28 protein-coding genes are annotated in these 14273 nt (G+C 60.7%); 13 read left to right on the forward strand and 15 right to left on the reverse strand.

Annotated features, from left to right (window positions below; all coding sequences use genetic code 11):
* Positions 1-96: 96 nt before the first annotated feature.
* The 14 genes from RYH74_RS20215 to RYH74_RS20280 form a co-directional block, all read right to left on the reverse strand.
* Positions 97-465, reverse strand: a complete 369-nt coding sequence (locus RYH74_RS20215; RefSeq protein ID WP_317410012.1) for an HNH endonuclease — start codon at positions 463-465, stop codon at positions 97-99.
* The gene (locus tag RYH74_RS20220; protein ID WP_317410013.1) at positions 456-635 is read right to left on the reverse strand and encodes a hypothetical protein; all 180 of its coding nucleotides are present in this window, start codon (positions 633-635) and stop codon (positions 456-458) included. Before RYH74_RS20220 ends, RYH74_RS20215 begins: the two co-directional genes overlap by 10 nt.
* Positions 636-685: 50 nt before the next feature.
* Positions 686-931 (reverse strand): hypothetical protein, encoded by a 246-nt coding sequence (locus RYH74_RS20225; RefSeq protein WP_317410014.1) that lies wholly within the window; start codon positions 929-931, stop codon positions 686-688.
* The gene (locus RYH74_RS20230; protein ID WP_196187950.1) at positions 931-1212 is read right to left on the reverse strand and encodes a phage holin family protein; all 282 of its coding nucleotides are present in this window, start codon (positions 1210-1212) and stop codon (positions 931-933) included. Before RYH74_RS20230 ends, RYH74_RS20225 begins: the two co-directional genes overlap by 1 nt.
* Complete coding sequence (locus tag RYH74_RS20235) at positions 1213-1587, reverse strand: putative holin (RefSeq protein ID WP_317410015.1); 375 nt, start codon at positions 1585-1587, stop codon at positions 1213-1215.
* A gap of 86 nt (positions 1588-1673) precedes the next feature.
* Positions 1674-2255: a hypothetical protein gene (locus RYH74_RS20240; RefSeq protein ID WP_317410016.1), complete on the reverse strand. Its 582-nt coding sequence runs from the start codon at positions 2253-2255 to the stop codon at positions 1674-1676.
* Positions 2256-2325: 70 nt separating this feature from the next.
* Positions 2326-3012 carry a hypothetical protein gene (locus RYH74_RS20245; RefSeq protein ID WP_317410017.1) on the reverse strand — a complete coding sequence of 229 codons (687 nt, stop codon included), beginning with the start codon at positions 3010-3012 and terminating at the stop codon, positions 2326-2328.
* A 12-nt stretch (positions 3013-3024) separates the two neighbouring features.
* The gene (locus tag RYH74_RS20250) at positions 3025-3345 is read right to left on the reverse strand and encodes a hypothetical protein (RefSeq protein WP_135002667.1); all 321 of its coding nucleotides are present in this window, start codon (positions 3343-3345) and stop codon (positions 3025-3027) included.
* On the reverse strand, positions 3342-4640 hold the full coding sequence (locus RYH74_RS20255) for a site-specific integrase (RefSeq protein WP_317410018.1): 1299 nt from the start codon (positions 4638-4640) through the stop codon (positions 3342-3344). The genes RYH74_RS20250 and RYH74_RS20255 overlap by 4 nt, the downstream gene beginning before the upstream one ends.
* Positions 4637-5065: a VRR-NUC domain-containing protein gene (locus tag RYH74_RS20260; RefSeq protein ID WP_317410019.1), complete on the reverse strand. Its 429-nt coding sequence runs from the start codon at positions 5063-5065 to the stop codon at positions 4637-4639. The genes RYH74_RS20255 and RYH74_RS20260 overlap by 4 nt, the downstream gene beginning before the upstream one ends.
* Positions 5062-5358 carry a DUF1364 domain-containing protein gene (locus tag RYH74_RS20265; RefSeq protein WP_069942525.1) on the reverse strand — a complete coding sequence of 99 codons (297 nt, stop codon included), beginning with the start codon at positions 5356-5358 and terminating at the stop codon, positions 5062-5064. Before RYH74_RS20265 ends, RYH74_RS20260 begins: the two co-directional genes overlap by 4 nt.
* Positions 5358-6152: an ATP-binding protein gene (locus RYH74_RS20270; RefSeq protein ID WP_317410020.1), complete on the reverse strand. Its 795-nt coding sequence runs from the start codon at positions 6150-6152 to the stop codon at positions 5358-5360. Before RYH74_RS20270 ends, RYH74_RS20265 begins: the two co-directional genes overlap by 1 nt.
* Entirely contained in the window at positions 6142-6999 is an 858-nt protein-coding gene (locus RYH74_RS20275) for a replication protein (protein WP_317410021.1), read from the reverse strand. The genes RYH74_RS20270 and RYH74_RS20275 overlap by 11 nt, the downstream gene beginning before the upstream one ends.
* Positions 7000-7135: 136 nt before the next feature.
* Entirely contained in the window at positions 7136-7366 is a 231-nt protein-coding gene (locus tag RYH74_RS20280) for a transcriptional regulator (RefSeq protein WP_080563748.1), read from the reverse strand.
* A gap of 105 nt (positions 7367-7471) precedes the next feature.
* Here RYH74_RS20280 and RYH74_RS20285 point away from each other — a divergent pair, with 105 nt between their 5' ends.
* The 7 genes from RYH74_RS20285 to RYH74_RS20315 all read left to right on the forward strand — a co-directional run bounded on the left by RYH74_RS20285 (position 7472) and on the right by RYH74_RS20315 (position 11126).
* The gene (locus RYH74_RS20285; protein WP_038410363.1) at positions 7472-8128 is read left to right on the forward strand and encodes a LexA family protein; all 657 of its coding nucleotides are present in this window, start codon (positions 7472-7474) and stop codon (positions 8126-8128) included.
* A gap of 115 nt (positions 8129-8243) precedes the next feature.
* Entirely contained in the window at positions 8244-8522 is a 279-nt protein-coding gene (locus tag RYH74_RS20290) for a DUF1654 domain-containing protein (protein ID WP_049798432.1), read from the forward strand.
* 539 nt (positions 8523-9061) lie between these two features.
* Positions 9062-9445 (forward strand): response regulator transcription factor, encoded by a 384-nt coding sequence (locus RYH74_RS20295; RefSeq protein ID WP_132841336.1) that lies wholly within the window; start codon positions 9062-9064, stop codon positions 9443-9445.
* Between the two features lie 18 nt (positions 9446-9463).
* Positions 9464-9733, forward strand: coding sequence for a hypothetical protein (locus tag RYH74_RS20300; protein ID WP_085614947.1), 270 nt, complete (start codon positions 9464-9466; stop codon positions 9731-9733).
* Positions 9730-10188, forward strand: a complete 459-nt coding sequence (locus RYH74_RS20305; RefSeq protein ID WP_317410022.1) for a hypothetical protein — start codon at positions 9730-9732, stop codon at positions 10186-10188. The genes RYH74_RS20300 and RYH74_RS20305 overlap by 4 nt, the downstream gene beginning before the upstream one ends.
* Before the next feature lie 93 nt (positions 10189-10281).
* Positions 10282-10470, forward strand: coding sequence for a hypothetical protein (locus RYH74_RS20310; RefSeq protein ID WP_135002229.1), 189 nt, complete (start codon positions 10282-10284; stop codon positions 10468-10470).
* Between the two features lie 50 nt (positions 10471-10520).
* Complete coding sequence (locus RYH74_RS20315; RefSeq protein WP_317410023.1) at positions 10521-11126, forward strand: hypothetical protein; 606 nt, start codon at positions 10521-10523, stop codon at positions 11124-11126.
* A gap of 34 nt (positions 11127-11160) precedes the next feature.
* On the opposite strand, the gene RYH74_RS20320 is transcribed toward RYH74_RS20315, so the two are convergent.
* Positions 11161-11937: a DUF4145 domain-containing protein gene (locus RYH74_RS20320; protein ID WP_317410024.1), complete on the reverse strand. Its 777-nt coding sequence runs from the start codon at positions 11935-11937 to the stop codon at positions 11161-11163.
* 151 nt (positions 11938-12088) lie between these two features.
* Here RYH74_RS20320 and RYH74_RS20325 point away from each other — a divergent pair, with 151 nt between their 5' ends.
* The 6 genes from RYH74_RS20325 (at position 12089) to RYH74_RS20350 (ending at position 14271) form a co-directional block, all read left to right on the forward strand.
* A complete protein-coding gene (locus tag RYH74_RS20325; protein ID WP_317410025.1) occupies positions 12089-12343 on the forward strand; it encodes a hypothetical protein in 255 nt (84 codons plus the stop codon).
* Complete coding sequence (locus RYH74_RS20330; protein WP_317410026.1) at positions 12340-13065, forward strand: hypothetical protein; 726 nt, start codon at positions 12340-12342, stop codon at positions 13063-13065. Before RYH74_RS20325 ends, RYH74_RS20330 begins: the two co-directional genes overlap by 4 nt.
* 78 nt (positions 13066-13143) lie before the next feature.
* Entirely contained in the window at positions 13144-13473 is a 330-nt protein-coding gene (locus RYH74_RS20335) for a hypothetical protein (protein WP_317410027.1), read from the forward strand.
* Complete coding sequence (locus RYH74_RS20340; RefSeq protein ID WP_317410028.1) at positions 13470-13733, forward strand: hypothetical protein; 264 nt, start codon at positions 13470-13472, stop codon at positions 13731-13733. Before RYH74_RS20335 ends, RYH74_RS20340 begins: the two co-directional genes overlap by 4 nt.
* On the forward strand, positions 13730-13978 hold the full coding sequence (locus RYH74_RS20345; RefSeq protein WP_139121105.1) for a hypothetical protein: 249 nt from the start codon (positions 13730-13732) through the stop codon (positions 13976-13978). Before RYH74_RS20340 ends, RYH74_RS20345 begins: the two co-directional genes overlap by 4 nt.
* On the forward strand, positions 13975-14271 hold the full coding sequence (locus tag RYH74_RS20350) for a hypothetical protein (protein WP_317410029.1): 297 nt from the start codon (positions 13975-13977) through the stop codon (positions 14269-14271). Before RYH74_RS20345 ends, RYH74_RS20350 begins: the two co-directional genes overlap by 4 nt.
* Positions 14272-14273 lie beyond the last annotated feature (2 nt).

A 14273-nucleotide genomic window follows, 5' to 3' on the forward strand; every position in this document is an offset into this window, starting at 1 on the left:
AACGATTGAGGGCGCGGTGTCCGAGCGAAAGGGTCTGAACTTTTGACCCTCCCCCTCCCCGCAAACGAGATTTCGTCTCATTTTCGCCGTTTTCGATCATTTTTTGACCGTTTTCGACTCCCGCTGCGTCTTGGCCTTGTGACAATCGCGGTTGATAGCCCGCAGGTTGTGGTCATCGTCGGTACCGCCGTGGGCCAGGGCCACGATGTGGTCAACCTCGTGCGCCTCGCGGATGCGGCCAAGCTGGGTGCAGTCATCACACCGGCAGAGGTTCTGATCTCGCTTCAGGATTCGCTCACGCTTGCGCCGCCACGGGCGACCGCCACGGCCTGACCCCTTGCGCGTCGCCCACGCCTTGGCCTGCTCGGCAGCCAGGTCGGCATGGCCATCGCAGTAGCCATTGGCATTGCGGTGCAGAGCACGACAGCCCTGGGCCCGACATGGCCGCTGAGGTCTCAACGGCATGGAGCGCCACTCAGGTAGGTCTGCGGTGGCGCATCAGGATCGACACCGCCTTCATCCGCCAGGGCTTCGATCAGTGCCAGGTTCTGGCTTGCGATCGTCTCCATCAGGCCGGTCTGCTTCTGCTGCTGCTCCAGAATCTGCTGGAGCAAAGAGATTGCTTGCTCGTTCACGCGCAATCCTCATCCACTTGTTGATCCATTCGCGCCGAGCGGCGCACCCACTACACGACATCGCCTTCAACCACCAGTCCATGGCCGTCGACAGTGAAGACGACGGTCAGCTTTACCGGCTCGCCAGGCTTACTCAGCATTGAGGTACTGGCCTGACATGGCAGCAGCTCACCGCTTTCGGTATGCAAGGCGAACGGCGAAGACAAATCAGGCTTACCCGGCACATAACGACAAGAGGCGTCGCCAAGGCAGGTGACGTCGATATCAGGCGCTACACGCTTCAATACCAGCTTCATCAGTCCACCCTAACGATCTTGGCCACGTTGCCCTTGGCCCGGCACACCAAGATGGCGGCCAGCAGGTAGAACGCAGTGTTGAACCAGGACGCATCGGCGAAATCGTCGTGCATCACCATGCGGCCAACGAGGCTGACGCACTGCATGCCAGTCACAGCGCAGGCCGCCCACGCCATCAGCGATATGCCCAGCTTGTAGCGGGCATCTGGATACGGCCGGTAGCGCAGGCCGATCATCACGAAGATGACGGCGCACAATGCGGCCTGGATAACGGCAACCATTCAACCCTCCTTCCTGGCTCGCAGGCGAAAGACCCACTGCAGCCAGGTAGGCATGCGACCGGTCTGCATCCACTCCAGCAAGCCAGAGAATGTGACGACGCAGAGCACGCCGCATACGAATGCGCTGAAGCCAGCAGTCTGGGTCCAGGCCCGGCCCATCAGCTCGGCTGCACCGAAGTAGCCGCCGATCCAGCCAGCCAATAGGTAGCCAACACGGCGCCAGGTGCTGATGTCCTTGGCGAACACCACGTAGAAGAAAGCCCCGCCGAACGCGCCGACCAGTGCGGCGAGATCCAGCTGAGGGAATGCAGCACCCAGGCCGACGCTGGCAAGTACGCCGGTCACTGCGAGGGCGCCGGTACCTGGCTCGGCCATAAGCACTGCTCCATAAAAAAGCCCCGGCATCTACCAGGGCTCAGAAACTAAAAGCCCAGCTCTAGGCTGGGCTCGATAGGATTTTGCTAGTGAACAATTACGGATTCGGGATCAATCCTCAACTTTACCGCTTGGACCATTGCTGCGAACAGCGCATCAAACTTCCCCTCTTGAGCATCTGCTTTGCTTACGTCGAAGTCGTTAACAACTCTGTCAACGCTCACTTTGTAGCCCTCAGGCGCTGTAAGCACGCTGCAATCGAAGGTGAGAGTGTAGTCCCCGAGCTGGCCAAGCAGCCGATAGCTAATAGAAAACTGCACTGCCCCATCTCGGCCAATTGGAAGAGTGGTCCAAGATTGACCTTTGAAATCCTTACCTTGACCGACCCCGATATCCACTCGGGCACCCTTAAATTTCCCATCGTCGTCGTACCAAGCATTCGGGTTGAGACCTAGGTACTTGACCCACCCATCCTTGATATCTGATGCGACCTTTCTGACAGCCATTTGACGAGCTTTCAACTTCGCCTCGAAAGCGCTGTACTGCTGATCAATCTCTTGAGCGATTCCCATGGCCAAACTCCCTCTGTAGAAGAAGGCAGATTGCCATACGGCACTATTGGCGGACAATAAAAAGCCCGACACAATGGCCGGGCTTTTGATGCTCACTCCTCAACACGCGCAGGAATGACAGGATGGAGATAATTTCGCTCAGTCGCTCACTGATGTCAACAGGCAATCATGCAGCCTCGTTCATCAGCAGCCCTTCGGCCTCCAATATCACCCGCACCTCTGCCAGCGCATCGTTGATCATGCCGTCGAGCTTCTCGTTGACCTCCAGTCTCCAGCGACGGCGCGTAGACTCCGGCGTGGCGTCGATATCCCAGGTATTCATGTCGTAAAAGCTGTCCGGCAGGATGATTACATCCTCTTCGAGCGCTTCGATGCGCTTCTTCGCTGCCTGGCCAGCGGCGACAGCAGCATTCACGGCGGCCTCCCGACGCCACGGCGAGGCATCGAGAGGAATATCCACCGATACAGATTGTGGCGCCTTGCGACGCGCACCCTTGAGCTTAGGGATGGCCCACGCGGTCACCGCCTTGTAGATGAAGAGTGTCGGCGCTGGGCTCGCGATGAGTGGCCGGATCAGCGTAATCGCTTGAACCTTCTTCGCCTTGTTGGTGCTGTACTTGGCGACCAGTGCATCCCAGTGCCTGCCCTTGAGCATGTGGTGCAGGCGCGCCGACAGCCAGTAATCCACCTGGGTACGGTCAATGCCGCCCGATCGGCCGCCCAACGAGGCCAAGCAGCCGCCCTCCTCTTCTGCCGATCTGTAAAGCTTCTGCCAGGCCTGGGCCTTCGCCGATCCCTTCTCGCCCGCAGCCAGAGCGGCCACTACTGCACCCGAAACGCTGCTGTAAACCATGGTCCTTCCCCCTCAATCGCCGGTGTGGTTGGTGCCGCCGGCGCCGCGCCGGTTGCTTCCCTGATATGTCGCCTCAGGCCCGGATGCCTGAGGGTTCTTCAACTGCTCGATCTGCCGCAGCGCTGCCCGGAGCCTCATGCTGAGCTGGGTCACCAGTTCATCCAGGGCAAGGGCCTCACCAGTTGCAGCCGCCACAAAGCCCGAGGCATGGCAGTGGCCGCATGGCAGTTCATGAAACACACCCTGAGTGACCGCTCTCCCACGGCACAAAGGGCACTGAGCCAACTTGATCGCAGCCTTCTTGAAGGCAGGGCCATGGCTCTTCCTTGTCACTTCGAATCCTCGCTAATTACAAATTCGGCAAGGTCGCTGGAGGCCTTGTGTTCCGCTGGCTGGGCCGAATTCTGTGAAATTCCGGATAAGGCCTTGGTAAGGCCGTGAATGGCACCGAAGCCGATGCCGTCTAACCATGCGTTCCACTTCTCCAGGGCGGCCCGCCGCTGCTGCATGGCCTGGGTGTGGATGTAGGTGCTGGCGATCTTCCCCAGCGTGTGGTTCAGCAGCATCTCGCCGATGTGGCCGTCGATACCGAGGTCGGTCCAGGTGGTGCGGGACACCTTGCGCAGGTCGTGGCTGGTCCACTCGCCCTGCCCCAGCCGGGTGAACACCATGCTGGCCTGGGTCTCGCTCAGCGGCAGACCACGGCGGTTCGGGAACAGGTACACGCCCTCATAGCCCCGGGCCTGCTGGATCGTCCGGTACCGGGTCAGCAGTGCCGCCACCTGGGTGGTCAGTGGCAGGCGGTGCTCGGTGCGGGTCTTGGTGTTGGCCGCCGGGATGAACCACTCGGCAGCGGCCAGGGAGATCTCGCTCCAGCGCGCCATGCGGGTCTCGCCGATCCGGGTGCCGTGGGCCAGCATCATCAGGGCCAGCATGGCGTCACCCGGCTGCTGCTCGAAGGCCTGGGCCAGCTGCTGCATCAGCTCGGGCAGCTGCACGCCACGCAGCCGGGCTGCCTTTGGCAGGATCCGGGCCTTGGTGAAATCGTTGAAGCGCATCCCGGCCATGGGGTTTCGGTCGATCAGCCCAAGCTGCAGGGCCTGGCGGAAGGCGGTCAGCAGCAGCGCGAACATCTGCCGCAGGTAGGACAGCGACACTTCGGCCTGACACGGCCACATCAGGTGCTTGTCCAGAGCCTCGGCACTCACGCCGGCCACGGCCAGGTCATCCAGGCGCGGCTTCAAGTGCTGGGCAATAGCCGAACGGGCGCCGGCCTTGCGCTTCGCCGACAGCGAGCGGTCGCGGGCCATCCGATCGCCGTACCAGTCCAGCAGCTGGCCCACGGTAACCATGCCCGACACCACGGGCGCAGTGGCCGGGGCGCGCAAAAGACGTTGGCGCAGCGCGGGTAGCTCGGCGATCACCGCCGCCACGCTCAGGTCAGGCCAGCGGGCCACCGGTACCCACTTCTTGCCGCGCACCAGGTGCCAGGTGCCGCGCTCGCGATTGCTCCAGAAGCGCAGGTACAGGCCGGGGTGGCGCGGGTCGCGCAGGTCACGCACCGACTTGTCGGCGGCTTGCCGGCGCACTTCTGCCTCGCTCAGCTTCACTTCCCGGGTCGCACTCATGCGGCCACCGTCGCAGGCTGCAGCAGGTAGGCGCGGATGGCCTCGACCGCGTCGATATTGCCCCGGCACACGATCGCCAGGTAGCCCTGGGCGGCCAGCGCCTGGAGGTAGGCGTACTGGCTCGGCGATACCGGCGCGTCGAACGGCGGCATGGCCTTGAACTCGATGTACAGGCCGAAGTAGCCGCCGCGCGCCATGGGCAGCACCAGGTCGGGCACGCCGGCCTTCACGCCCTGCCCCTTCAGCTTGGCGGCCACGGCCTTGACCCGATGCCCGCCGTTCGGAACGTGGTAGATCAGCTTGTAGGCCTGCGGGTAGCGCAGCTGCAGCTCCTGCATCAGCGCGGCCTGTTCCTGCCCTTCCCGGTCGATGGGCTTGGCGCGGGCCGGCGTGGCCTTGAACGGGCGAAGGGCGGGAGCATTCATGCGATCAGCACCCCCTCGTTCAGCAGCAGCGCCTGGGTGCGCATGACACCCTCAGCGTGGTACTGGCGGGCAGTCTCGCGATCCACGGCTTTGCTGCGCCCGTCGCACGCGTCATGACAGGCGCTGCAGCACCAGGCGCCCTGCAGGTCGTGCGGCTTCTTGCCGACACCGCAGGTACCGGCCAGCCGGTAGTGCGCTAGGACGGTGGTCTCTGGGTTGCCGTTGCACACGCCCGGAATGCGCACCTGGCACTCCCGGCCGCGCGCAGCCTTGGTCAGCTTGGTCTGGCGCATCAGATTCCCTCCCGCCCACGGTGTGACGACCAATCGAACGGAAGGACTATGCCGCCACCCTCCCGCAACCGGTCAGCCGATCGCTCGCCCATTGCCGCGGGAAGCTCTTTCGCGCCCAGGTTGGAAATCACGATGGTCGGCAACATCCGCTCATAGCGGCCGTTGATGATCAAGAACAGGCGGCTCAGCTCGAAATCGCTAGGGGCCTCCTTGCTCGCCCCAACTTCATCAAGCACCAACAGCGACGGGCGAATCAGCGCGTCAAGGATGCCCCCCTCGGTCTGGCCCGAACTGCCATCGAACGTGGCGCGTATGGCTTGCAGAATACCGCCGAGGGTCCGATAGGCAGCCGTATGTGTGGAGTTGGCCATGACTGCCTGGGCGATCGACACTCCCAGATGCGTTTTGCCGGTACCGGGATTGCCAACCAGGATCAGGCAGCGGCCCAAGGCCAGATTGGCCTCGAACTCGGCGGCGTACCGCTCGCAGCGCGCCTTGGCCTTGTGCTGGCCTTCGCTGCTTGCCGAGTAGCTGTCGAAGGTCTTGTCCTTGAAACGCTTTGGGATCAGCGAATCACCGAGCTTGTAGGCCAGGTCCACGCGTTGACGCTTGATGTCTTCAGCCTGGGTCTTGGCAACCTGCGCGGCTTTGCAGCCTGGGCACGGCGAGCGGAAGGTGTGGCTGAGCACCTGGTGAGTGGTTGCCTCATACGGGCCATGCTCTTCGCACATGGCCATGGAGGTGACCTGCGGGCCGGCAATGCTCGACAGGTGGACAACTTTTTCAGAACGCATACGAGCCATCCTCCCGTGGAATAAGGCCATCGTGGTAGTCGCGGTCCTTGAAGCCGTGATGACGGCTGTTTGGCTTGCCCTGTGTGGGCGATTTGGCTGCGAATCGCTTGGTGATCCATTCCACCTCGAAGCTGCGCCACCCGCTCTCGATGACGATTTCCATGACCTGGGCTGGCTGGATACCGAAGGTCAGGCACTGGCGAAGCTTGTCGTTCAAGCGCGCCCAAACCCGGGAGCTCATTGGGGCGCCCTTGGATTTGCGGACCGCCAAGTAATCAGCGATCAGGGACTCATCGAGCCCGTGCGGGTTGTCGGCCAGCATCGCGGCTTTACCGAAAGGCGCCTTGCGCTCGTCCTTGGCCGGAGTCGACTCCGATTCGCTGGGGGGGCATGTAATCTCTTCCGTAGGAAGAGTTACATAGGGGGTTTCTTTCTTAGAATAAAGAAGGGACTCAGCGGTTTTGGTCTGTTTCGACTCTTCGCCGATTCGGACCACTTCAGCCGAGTCGGCTGTTTTGGTCTGTTTCGGCTCAGTCACATAGACCCAGTCTTTCGGATCATTTACGCCGATGTCACCCCGTGCACCGCCCTCGCGGAACAGAACCCGACGACGCAGCAGGCTCGAAACCGCCTTGGATACGGTGTCAGGGTGGGCATGGATGGCTTTCGCGATGTCGGTCGCCGGGATGCGCTGAGCGCCCGCGCCGTAGTTGATGGTGGCCTTGGCCACATACAGCACAATCTTCATCTCCCGGGCCGGGAGATCGATAGCCAGCAGGCCATCCATGAGCTGGTTGTCCATCCGGGTAAACCCCCTGGACTTGTCAAGTGGGACGATGTTTGTCATGCTTCATCTCGATCTAAAGCTGTAGAGAAAGCCGCCCTGCCAGGCGGTTTTTTTTCGCCTGCGATTCCTCTACTGGATGGATTCGCAGGTGTTTCGGCCATCTACTGGCGAAAAGCCTTCAGATGCACAATGCTCATCACGAAGCTGCCTTATCTTCTGCCGGATAGAGATCCGGCCTCAGTTGATGGCGGGTAACCTGACCACCAACCGCCTTCTCAAACGGAATCACTAGATCTGCCGGCACCTTCTGGTTCCGGTGTACGCACTGCCAAATACGTGGCTGGCTGGTGTTGCATCTTCGGGCGAGCTCTGCTTGGCCTCCGGCCAACCGCACGACCTCGTCAATTGGTCTTTCTGTGTTCGGCATGTCTGCGTGCCTCAATGGATCGTGCACTCGATGATAACTCAAGTTATAGATAAGGCAAACACATGTTATTTGAAGGGTAATAACGTGTGTTTTACCCTTGGAGGCATGAACAAACCTTCCGAAATGCTCAAAGACCGAATCCTTGAACGTCGCACGGCGCTTGGCCTAAGTCAGGCCCAGTTGGCCGAGAAAGCCGGGGTAAGCCAGGTCACGATCCAGCACCTCGAAAGTGGTCGGAACTCGACTTCCAAAAAGCTGCTTGAAATAGCGAGGGCTCTTGGAGTGACTGCCGAATGGCTGGCGTCCGGACAAGGGTCGCAGCGAGAGCCGAGCAATGTCAGGGCGCTGAAAGAGCAGCCTGAATCCTTCAGGTACCCGGTAATTAGCTGGGTCGCTGCGGGAGCTTGGGCGGAAGCGGTCGAACCATTTCCACCCGGGTTTTCTGACCGCTACGAAATGTCTGATTACGACTCCAAAGGGGCAGCGTTTTGGCTGGAGGTCAAAGGTGACTCGATGACTTCACCAGTCGGTACAAGCATCCCTGAGGGGATGCTCATCCTGGTGGACACCGAAGCTGAGGCCACCCCTGGAAAGCTTGTCGTTGCCAAGCTGGCCGACAGCAATGAAGCGACCTTCAAAAAACTGGTGGAAGACGGCGGGCGGAGGTTCTTGAAGCCGCTCAATCCGGCCTACCCTATGGAGATGTGTATGGAAGGCTGCAGAATCGTGGGTGTCGTGGTACGCGCTACCATCAAGCTCTGAAAATACTTGGCCCAAATAGCCCGGCGGAATGCTGGGCTTTTTTTTGCCCGAAGAATGAAAGCTAAAAAAAATTAGCTCGCGGCTATTGAAAATTCCTACAGCAAAGGATAACTGTATGCACATACAGTACAAGGAGTTTCATGCCGTGCCTCACCCTGCCTTTTCGCATTCCCCATCGTTGTCCTACGAACGGCTCGGATACCGTATCCAGCAAGCGATCTCATCACCCCACGTACAGAAAAGGCAGTTTGTTGAGGTCAAGCCGAGCGCGGATGAATCCCCTGCCGACTGGCAGCGATTGCTCGCCGACCTGGAAGAGACTTCAGGTATCACGATCGACACCTTGGATTCAGGCCTCATCAGGATTGGATGGCGAGGATTTACTGAAGCATGAACAAGCGCCCGCATAACGCGGGCTTTTTTGTGGCCGGATTTATAACTTGGGTTATTGACACGGAGAAAACATGGGTTATGATTCAATCCATAACACAGGTTATAGGCAGCTACGGCAGCCACCGCTCTTTACACAACTCGACACCCGTCACCCTCAGCGGCACATGAGGGCAGCAGCTGCCTCATGCAGTGAGCTGGGTTCAGGTAACCAAGTGGCGCGCATGCCAATGCGGGGAAGCGCGTAGCCCAGAGAACGATGGGCGCCTGGATCACTTCGATTTCACTGGCTGGCCTTGGCAACAGGGCCAGACGGGAAATGAATCCTGACCGGGGTTAGCCGGCCGCTGGACTCCCAAGCGCATAAAGGGATAGCCCTTCCGCATGACGGGCTCAATGGTTGTGCGGCGACAGCCGGAAAGACGGCCCGATCCACCTGGTTCCCCATCACCAGGCTGCATCGGTCGTGGCGTTCGCCCTCCCCTGGTCCGGGAGGTAGCGGCAGCGAGCGTCACGACCAATGCAGCCCACCGAGGACTCTTCATGGAAACGATCACTTGCGGCTCATGGATTGGCCAGCTCGGCAAGGCGCTGGCTCCCCGTGAGCTAGAAGCACTGTTGTGGGTGGCCCAAGGCCTCACCACCAAAGAAATCGCCCGCCAGATGGCGGTCAGCCCGGGCACGGTGGCCAACCGCATCGAGGCCGCTCTGTTCAAGCTGGAGGCAGGCCGCCGTATCGAGGCGGTCACCAAGGCCATGCGCCAACAGATCATCAGCCCGCTCTGCATAGCCCTCGCCGGCCTCATCGCCATGCATGCGGTGATCGACGACAGCGACCCGATGCGCCGAGACCGGCGCGCGCCGGAGCGCCGCACCGCTCAAGTTCGAATTGTTCGCAAGGCCGAGGCCTTAGAACTTCACGCCTGACCCACCTGAGGATCACCCATGCAGACAGCAATGCACCCTGCTTTCGAGCAGAAGCTTGCCGTGCTCGCGGCCCTGCTCGAGCGCAGCAAATCAGTGAGGGCCGAGGCCCATGCCAAGGTCAGCCAGACAGCGCCGCGCTACCAGGCGTGCGGCAAGGGTTCAACGTGGGATGTGGTGGAGATCGCGACCGGCGCCAAGCAGGGATTCGCCTTCAGCTACCGCACTGCAATGCGGTTTGTGGATGCGATGGAGGCAGGTGCGGCGAGCAAGCAAGGCGGCATGCAATGAGCAAGCGCAAGCCGCACAACATGCGTGCCCGGCTAGAGCGCACCTGCAGGGCCCTGGTATCGGCCAACCACGCCGCCGTGGTGAACATCGACCCCAGCGGCCAGCAGGTACTGCTCAACTGGAAGAAACTCAAGCAGATCCGCGTGCGCCAGGTGGTTGACGCGGTCTGCGACATCCCGCACCGCTGGACGATCTACTTGAGCGTGCTGTGCAGGACGGAGTTCGGCGAGCGATACCACAAGTCGATCGAGGTCGCGCCGCAGGGCAACTACCGGGCCGAGCACCTGACCGACGTTATCGAGGCTACCTACACCGACCTGCGGGCCACGGCCAACCCTAATCACCTGGTGGCGGCCGGCTGGATCGCCGTCCCCACCGAGACAACGCTCGACGAAGCAAAGGCCGCCGAGATCTTTGCCGCTATCGGCGCCTGGAATCAGCAGAAAGCAGCATGAAACGCATCACCGCACGCGTCCGGCACGGCCGGCGCCAGCAGCAAATCAGCCTGCCGCCCAGCGGGCTATCACAAGATCGGGGAAACGCTTCGAATGAGAATCGACCTTCCGGGCCAGTTCGATCTGCCGATCCAGCTTGCCCACCAGCCGCCTGCAGCGCCAACCGGTAGCAAAGAAGAATTGGCCCTGCGCATCGCCAAGGCACTCGTCAAGTACGAAGCGCGGCCATCGTCGGCTCTCTGGATCGAAATTCAGGCCTGCGCCCGCGCCATCCTCAAGTAACCACCATGCCGCATCCGGCCACGGAGGGCGGCGCATGCATGGAGAAAGCCATGAACGAAGCCACCGAGAAGCAGCTCGGCCTGCTCTGGCACACCCTGGGCCTGTCCGCTGAGCGCTCAGACCGCCGCCGCATCAGCCGCAACCACTTCCTCACCAGCCCAGGCTACGACGACGCGAACAATCTGGACGTGCTGGTGGCGGCCGGTCTAATGACCTGCGGTAAGCCACCGGCCTTCTGCTCTCAAGACGAGGTGGTGTATCGGGCCACGGATGAGGGTAAGCAGTTCGCCCTGGACAAGCTGCCACCGCCCCCGCCGCCGGCCACACGCACCAAGTTCGACGCCTACCTAGACGAGTACGAGTGCTACAACGGGTTCGCTCACTTCCTCGGCATCAACATGCCGCAGTACCAGCAGCGCGGCGATTGGGGTGCACGGGAGTACCGAATGGTGCGCTACCCCCGCGGGAACGCGTACCGGCAGTACCGCCTGCACTACGACTTCGCGCGGTGGTCACCCTACGAGACGCTCGAAGTCGTGGGTGAATGGGCTCCCAACCTGAAAGAGGCCAAGGCGAGCTACAAGGCGGCACTAAAGGTATTCCGCGCCCGGCCCAAGCTGCCGGCCAACGACTTCGATCGCCTTTACTCCGCCTGACCCCTCCGGCGCTGCCCGCCAGCGCCTCGACTGGCTAAACGTCGGTGTTTTTCAACAACCATTTGTAGAGTCGGCCTAACGGACTCTGACGGGCATTAATCACGCGGGCAAGCTTCTGAACTTCCGCCCTGCGAGTTCCATATACCTCTTCCAATATGAACTCTGTTATTTCGAGGGCGTGGATAGCATCGTCATGTACCATTTCGGTTCCAGGATGACTTCCGTGATTCCCTAGCACCTTCAGAGCATGGAATAGTTCCTTCACATTCTTTTGACCATCAGAGAGCAGCTTTACCCTATTTCCGAATGGTATAAAACTTTTACCATTTTTCTCTGGAATACCAAGATGGCTTAATATAACTTCTCCTGCAGTTCTGACACTATTGCAGCAAGCGGCTGGACTGGAAAAGAATAACTCGCATGCAGTCGACAGGGGAAGTATTACCTCTTTTGGCGTCGCTGCCGGGTAGTCAATCAGCTGAAGGGGTGGATGAAAATACGATGGCGTATAAATTTCCGAGTACTGCCGATCCCAGTCTCCATTATCATCGGGAATGATTTCTTCCTCGACAGATCCTCGACCTACGACAAAAACAGTTTCTTTACAGCCTACACATTTGAGCGAAGTGCTGAACGCGAGCCTAATCATTTCAGGCTCCCACCAGTCCTCGTGATGCTCCGACTTTGACTCTTCGGTTTCTACCGAACGAAACTCTCCATCAGGGCGCAGCATCGCCGAATAGCAGTGAGGACACTTGTATTCGAATATTGAGTCTTTTGTGAATCCTCGATTCAAAATTTCTTTGTTCATACACTTTCCCAAGCTATTTAGCGAAGTGGCTGCGCCATCATAGGGAAGCCTATTTGCCAAGACAACTAATAATGGAGCGATACTGCACTTTCCCCAAGCACGAGACCTGCTCGCGCAGTCGACAAATGAAGGCAACATCGGAGATTCATGCATGACCTCCCTCAACATATACAGGCACACTTTCACCGCGGTCTGTCCGAGCGACGCCGAGGTGATCGTCTACAGCCTAGAGATCCGTAGCCTCGCGATGATCCGTGTCGAGCACATCAAGACCGCCACCGCGCTGATCAAACAGGGCTGGCACGAGCAAATCGCTGACCATCTCGCAGATCGATTCGGCGGTGACCAGGTGATCAAGGCCGTGCACCAGGGTATCGAAGTCGAAACGGTGAGGTTGAACGGATGATCCATTACCACGGCACGCCGATAGGCGGCACGCGGCAGGATGCAGCACGACTGCTGGCTGGCCGGCACGCCCTGGTGCCGTTCCCGCGGCAGGATGACATGGGCATCGTCGCCGAGGCCTGTCAGTCCTTCGTCTTCGACAACGGCGCGTTCACGGTCTGGAAGAAAGGCGGCCAAGTCGATGTCGAGGGATACACCCTCTGGGTGGATGACTGGCACAGGCACCCAGGCTTCGACTGGGCGCTCATCCCTGACGTCATCGACGGCGACGAAGACGCCAACGACCGCTTGCTCGAGCAGTGGCCGGGTCACCTGCCGGGCGTTCCGGTCTGGCACATGCATGAGTCGATCGAACGGCTGCAGCGCCTGGCAAAGGCCTGGAGAACGGTCGCCCTGGGCAGTTCCGGCCAGTGGCGATCTCCCGGCATCGCATCGTGGTGGAAGCGGATGGGATCAGCGATGGATGCCATCTGCGACGACCAGGGCCGGCCCCAATGCCGCCTGCACGGCCTGCGCATGCTTGACCCAGCAATCTTCCAGAGCCTGCCGCTGGCATCAGCGGACAGCACCAACGCAGCGGTGAACGGCGGCAGCATCAGCCGGTTCGGTATGTACACCCCGCCTTCCGCTGGCCAGCGCGCCAGCGTGATCGCTGATCGGATCGAGGCGCATTCCAGCGCACCGATCTGGCAGCGCGAGCCGCAAGCAGAGCTCGCGCTGTAGAGTGCATTTGTACTCCACCCAGCTGTAACCCCTCTCCCCTCTATTCACTGCCGCGATATGGCGGCCAAGGACGAAGTCATGCCTGAAGAAAAGAAACTGATCCAGCCGCTGCAGGTTGAGCGCGATGAATACGGCTTCTGGACCCACCCGGCCTGGCCGGACGACGGCGATGAATGCGCGCTTCCGTTCAGCTGGTTCGGCGACTACGGCCTGGAGTACTGCGTGGTCGACATGGAAAACGACGGCCCGGAAGAACTGAATGCGAAATGGCTCGACGGCGGCGGCGACTATGACTGCACGCCCTGGCAGCCAAGCAAGCCGGTCGGTGATGGCTGGTTCACCTTCTCGATCCACGACACCGAAGACGGTCCTGTTTGCGTGTGGGTCCGCGACAAGGTGGCGGCATGACCCTCCTCGCCCTCTGCCTCCTGCTGCTGGCCACCGGCGCCAGCGCAGCACCTCAGCCCCAAGAGAACGTCATCGACGTACAGCACGACAGCCAGCGCGGCGTCACCTGCTACCTGCTGAATGGGGTCGGCATCAGCTGCATCCCCGTCAGCCAGCTGCAGGCCGGCAACCAGCGCCAGCTCTCCCCGCACGAAACCCAACCCGAACCTACACCCGCTATGGCGCCTGGGCGCTGGATTGATGAGAGGTATCAGCTGTGAAAGACGCATCAGCACTAGGCCGCGACATGTGGATCATGCTTCGGCCAACCTTCGACGATGTTGCGGCGGCAAACGGCTTCGACGGGCCAATTGAAAAAGGCCAGCTATGGGCCGGGTTCATGGCCGCAGCAAACGGTGCCATGTATGCACAGTTGGGCGCTGCCAACGCCCGCATCATCAACGATGCGATCCGCGACGCTGTTACGGACGTTGCCCGAAGCAAACTGCAGGTAGTGAAGCCATGACCGACCTGACCCAAGCAAAGAACTCCACCTACTTCCTGCAAGCCGCCATCGATGTACAGGCCGAGCGCGGCAAACAGTACGACGCCCCGGGCGGCGAGCGCAGCATGGGGCGCACCGTCCAGGCCTTCAACGCCATCACCGGCCGCGACCTCACCGAGGCCGAGGGCTGGCTGCTGCTCCAAGTTCTGAAGGACGTGCGCCAGTGGCAGAACCCCGACAAGTTCCACGAAGACAGCGCGCTGGATGGCGTGGCGTACTCATCGCTGAAGGCTGAGGCGCTGGCTAAGGGCTAGGA

Origin of the sequence: Pseudomonas sp. LSJ-87, from assembly GCF_032971465.1 — a bacterium.
Taxonomy (GTDB): Bacteria; Pseudomonadota; Gammaproteobacteria; order Pseudomonadales; family Pseudomonadaceae; genus Aquipseudomonas; species Aquipseudomonas putida_Z.

Excerpts from the sequence above, each read along its gene's own strand:
- RYH74_RS20300 (WP_085614947.1), top strand. The coding sequence starts at position 9,464 with ATGCAGACAGCAATGCACCCTGCTTTCGAGCAGAAGCTTGCCGTGCTC.
- RYH74_RS20320 (WP_317410024.1), bottom strand. The coding sequence starts at position 11,937 with ATGAACAAAGAAATTTTGAATCGAGGATTCACAAAAGACTCAATATTC.
- RYH74_RS20270 (WP_317410020.1), bottom strand. The coding sequence starts at position 6,152 with ATGCGTTCTGAAAAAGTTGTCCACCTGTCGAGCATTGCCGGCCCGCAG.
- RYH74_RS20330 (WP_317410026.1), top strand. The coding sequence starts at position 12,340 with ATGATCCATTACCACGGCACGCCGATAGGCGGCACGCGGCAGGATGCA.
- RYH74_RS20275 (WP_317410021.1), bottom strand. The coding sequence starts at position 6,999 with ATGACAAACATCGTCCCACTTGACAAGTCCAGGGGGTTTACCCGGATG.
- RYH74_RS20325 (WP_317410025.1), top strand. The coding sequence starts at position 12,089 with ATGACCTCCCTCAACATATACAGGCACACTTTCACCGCGGTCTGTCCG.
- RYH74_RS20285 (WP_038410363.1), top strand. The coding sequence starts at position 7,472 with ATGAACAAACCTTCCGAAATGCTCAAAGACCGAATCCTTGAACGTCGC.
- RYH74_RS20215 (WP_317410012.1), bottom strand. The coding sequence starts at position 465 with ATGCCGTTGAGACCTCAGCGGCCATGTCGGGCCCAGGGCTGTCGTGCT.
- RYH74_RS20245 (WP_317410017.1), bottom strand. The coding sequence starts at position 3,012 with ATGGTTTACAGCAGCGTTTCGGGTGCAGTAGTGGCCGCTCTGGCTGCG.
- RYH74_RS20315 (WP_317410023.1), top strand. The coding sequence starts at position 10,521 with ATGAACGAAGCCACCGAGAAGCAGCTCGGCCTGCTCTGGCACACCCTG.
- RYH74_RS20350 (WP_317410029.1), top strand. The coding sequence starts at position 13,975 with ATGACCGACCTGACCCAAGCAAAGAACTCCACCTACTTCCTGCAAGCC.
- RYH74_RS20230 (WP_196187950.1), bottom strand. The coding sequence starts at position 1,212 with ATGGTTGCCGTTATCCAGGCCGCATTGTGCGCCGTCATCTTCGTGATG.
- RYH74_RS20280 (WP_080563748.1), bottom strand. The coding sequence starts at position 7,366 with ATGCCGAACACAGAAAGACCAATTGACGAGGTCGTGCGGTTGGCCGGA.
- RYH74_RS20235 (WP_317410015.1), bottom strand. The coding sequence starts at position 1,587 with ATGGCCGAGCCAGGTACCGGCGCCCTCGCAGTGACCGGCGTACTTGCC.
- RYH74_RS20265 (WP_069942525.1), bottom strand. The coding sequence starts at position 5,358 with ATGCGCCAGACCAAGCTGACCAAGGCTGCGCGCGGCCGGGAGTGCCAG.
- RYH74_RS20260 (WP_317410019.1), bottom strand. The coding sequence starts at position 5,065 with ATGAATGCTCCCGCCCTTCGCCCGTTCAAGGCCACGCCGGCCCGCGCC.
- RYH74_RS20340 (WP_317410028.1), top strand. The coding sequence starts at position 13,470 with ATGACCCTCCTCGCCCTCTGCCTCCTGCTGCTGGCCACCGGCGCCAGC.
- RYH74_RS20290 (WP_049798432.1), top strand. The coding sequence starts at position 8,244 with ATGCACATACAGTACAAGGAGTTTCATGCCGTGCCTCACCCTGCCTTT.
- RYH74_RS20310 (WP_135002229.1), top strand. The coding sequence starts at position 10,282 with ATGAGAATCGACCTTCCGGGCCAGTTCGATCTGCCGATCCAGCTTGCC.
- RYH74_RS20255 (WP_317410018.1), bottom strand. The coding sequence starts at position 4,640 with ATGAGTGCGACCCGGGAAGTGAAGCTGAGCGAGGCAGAAGTGCGCCGG.
- RYH74_RS20225 (WP_317410014.1), bottom strand. The coding sequence starts at position 931 with ATGAAGCTGGTATTGAAGCGTGTAGCGCCTGATATCGACGTCACCTGC.
- RYH74_RS20335 (WP_317410027.1), top strand. The coding sequence starts at position 13,144 with ATGCCTGAAGAAAAGAAACTGATCCAGCCGCTGCAGGTTGAGCGCGAT.
- RYH74_RS20305 (WP_317410022.1), top strand. The coding sequence starts at position 9,730 with ATGAGCAAGCGCAAGCCGCACAACATGCGTGCCCGGCTAGAGCGCACC.
- RYH74_RS20295 (WP_132841336.1), top strand. The coding sequence starts at position 9,062 with ATGGAAACGATCACTTGCGGCTCATGGATTGGCCAGCTCGGCAAGGCG.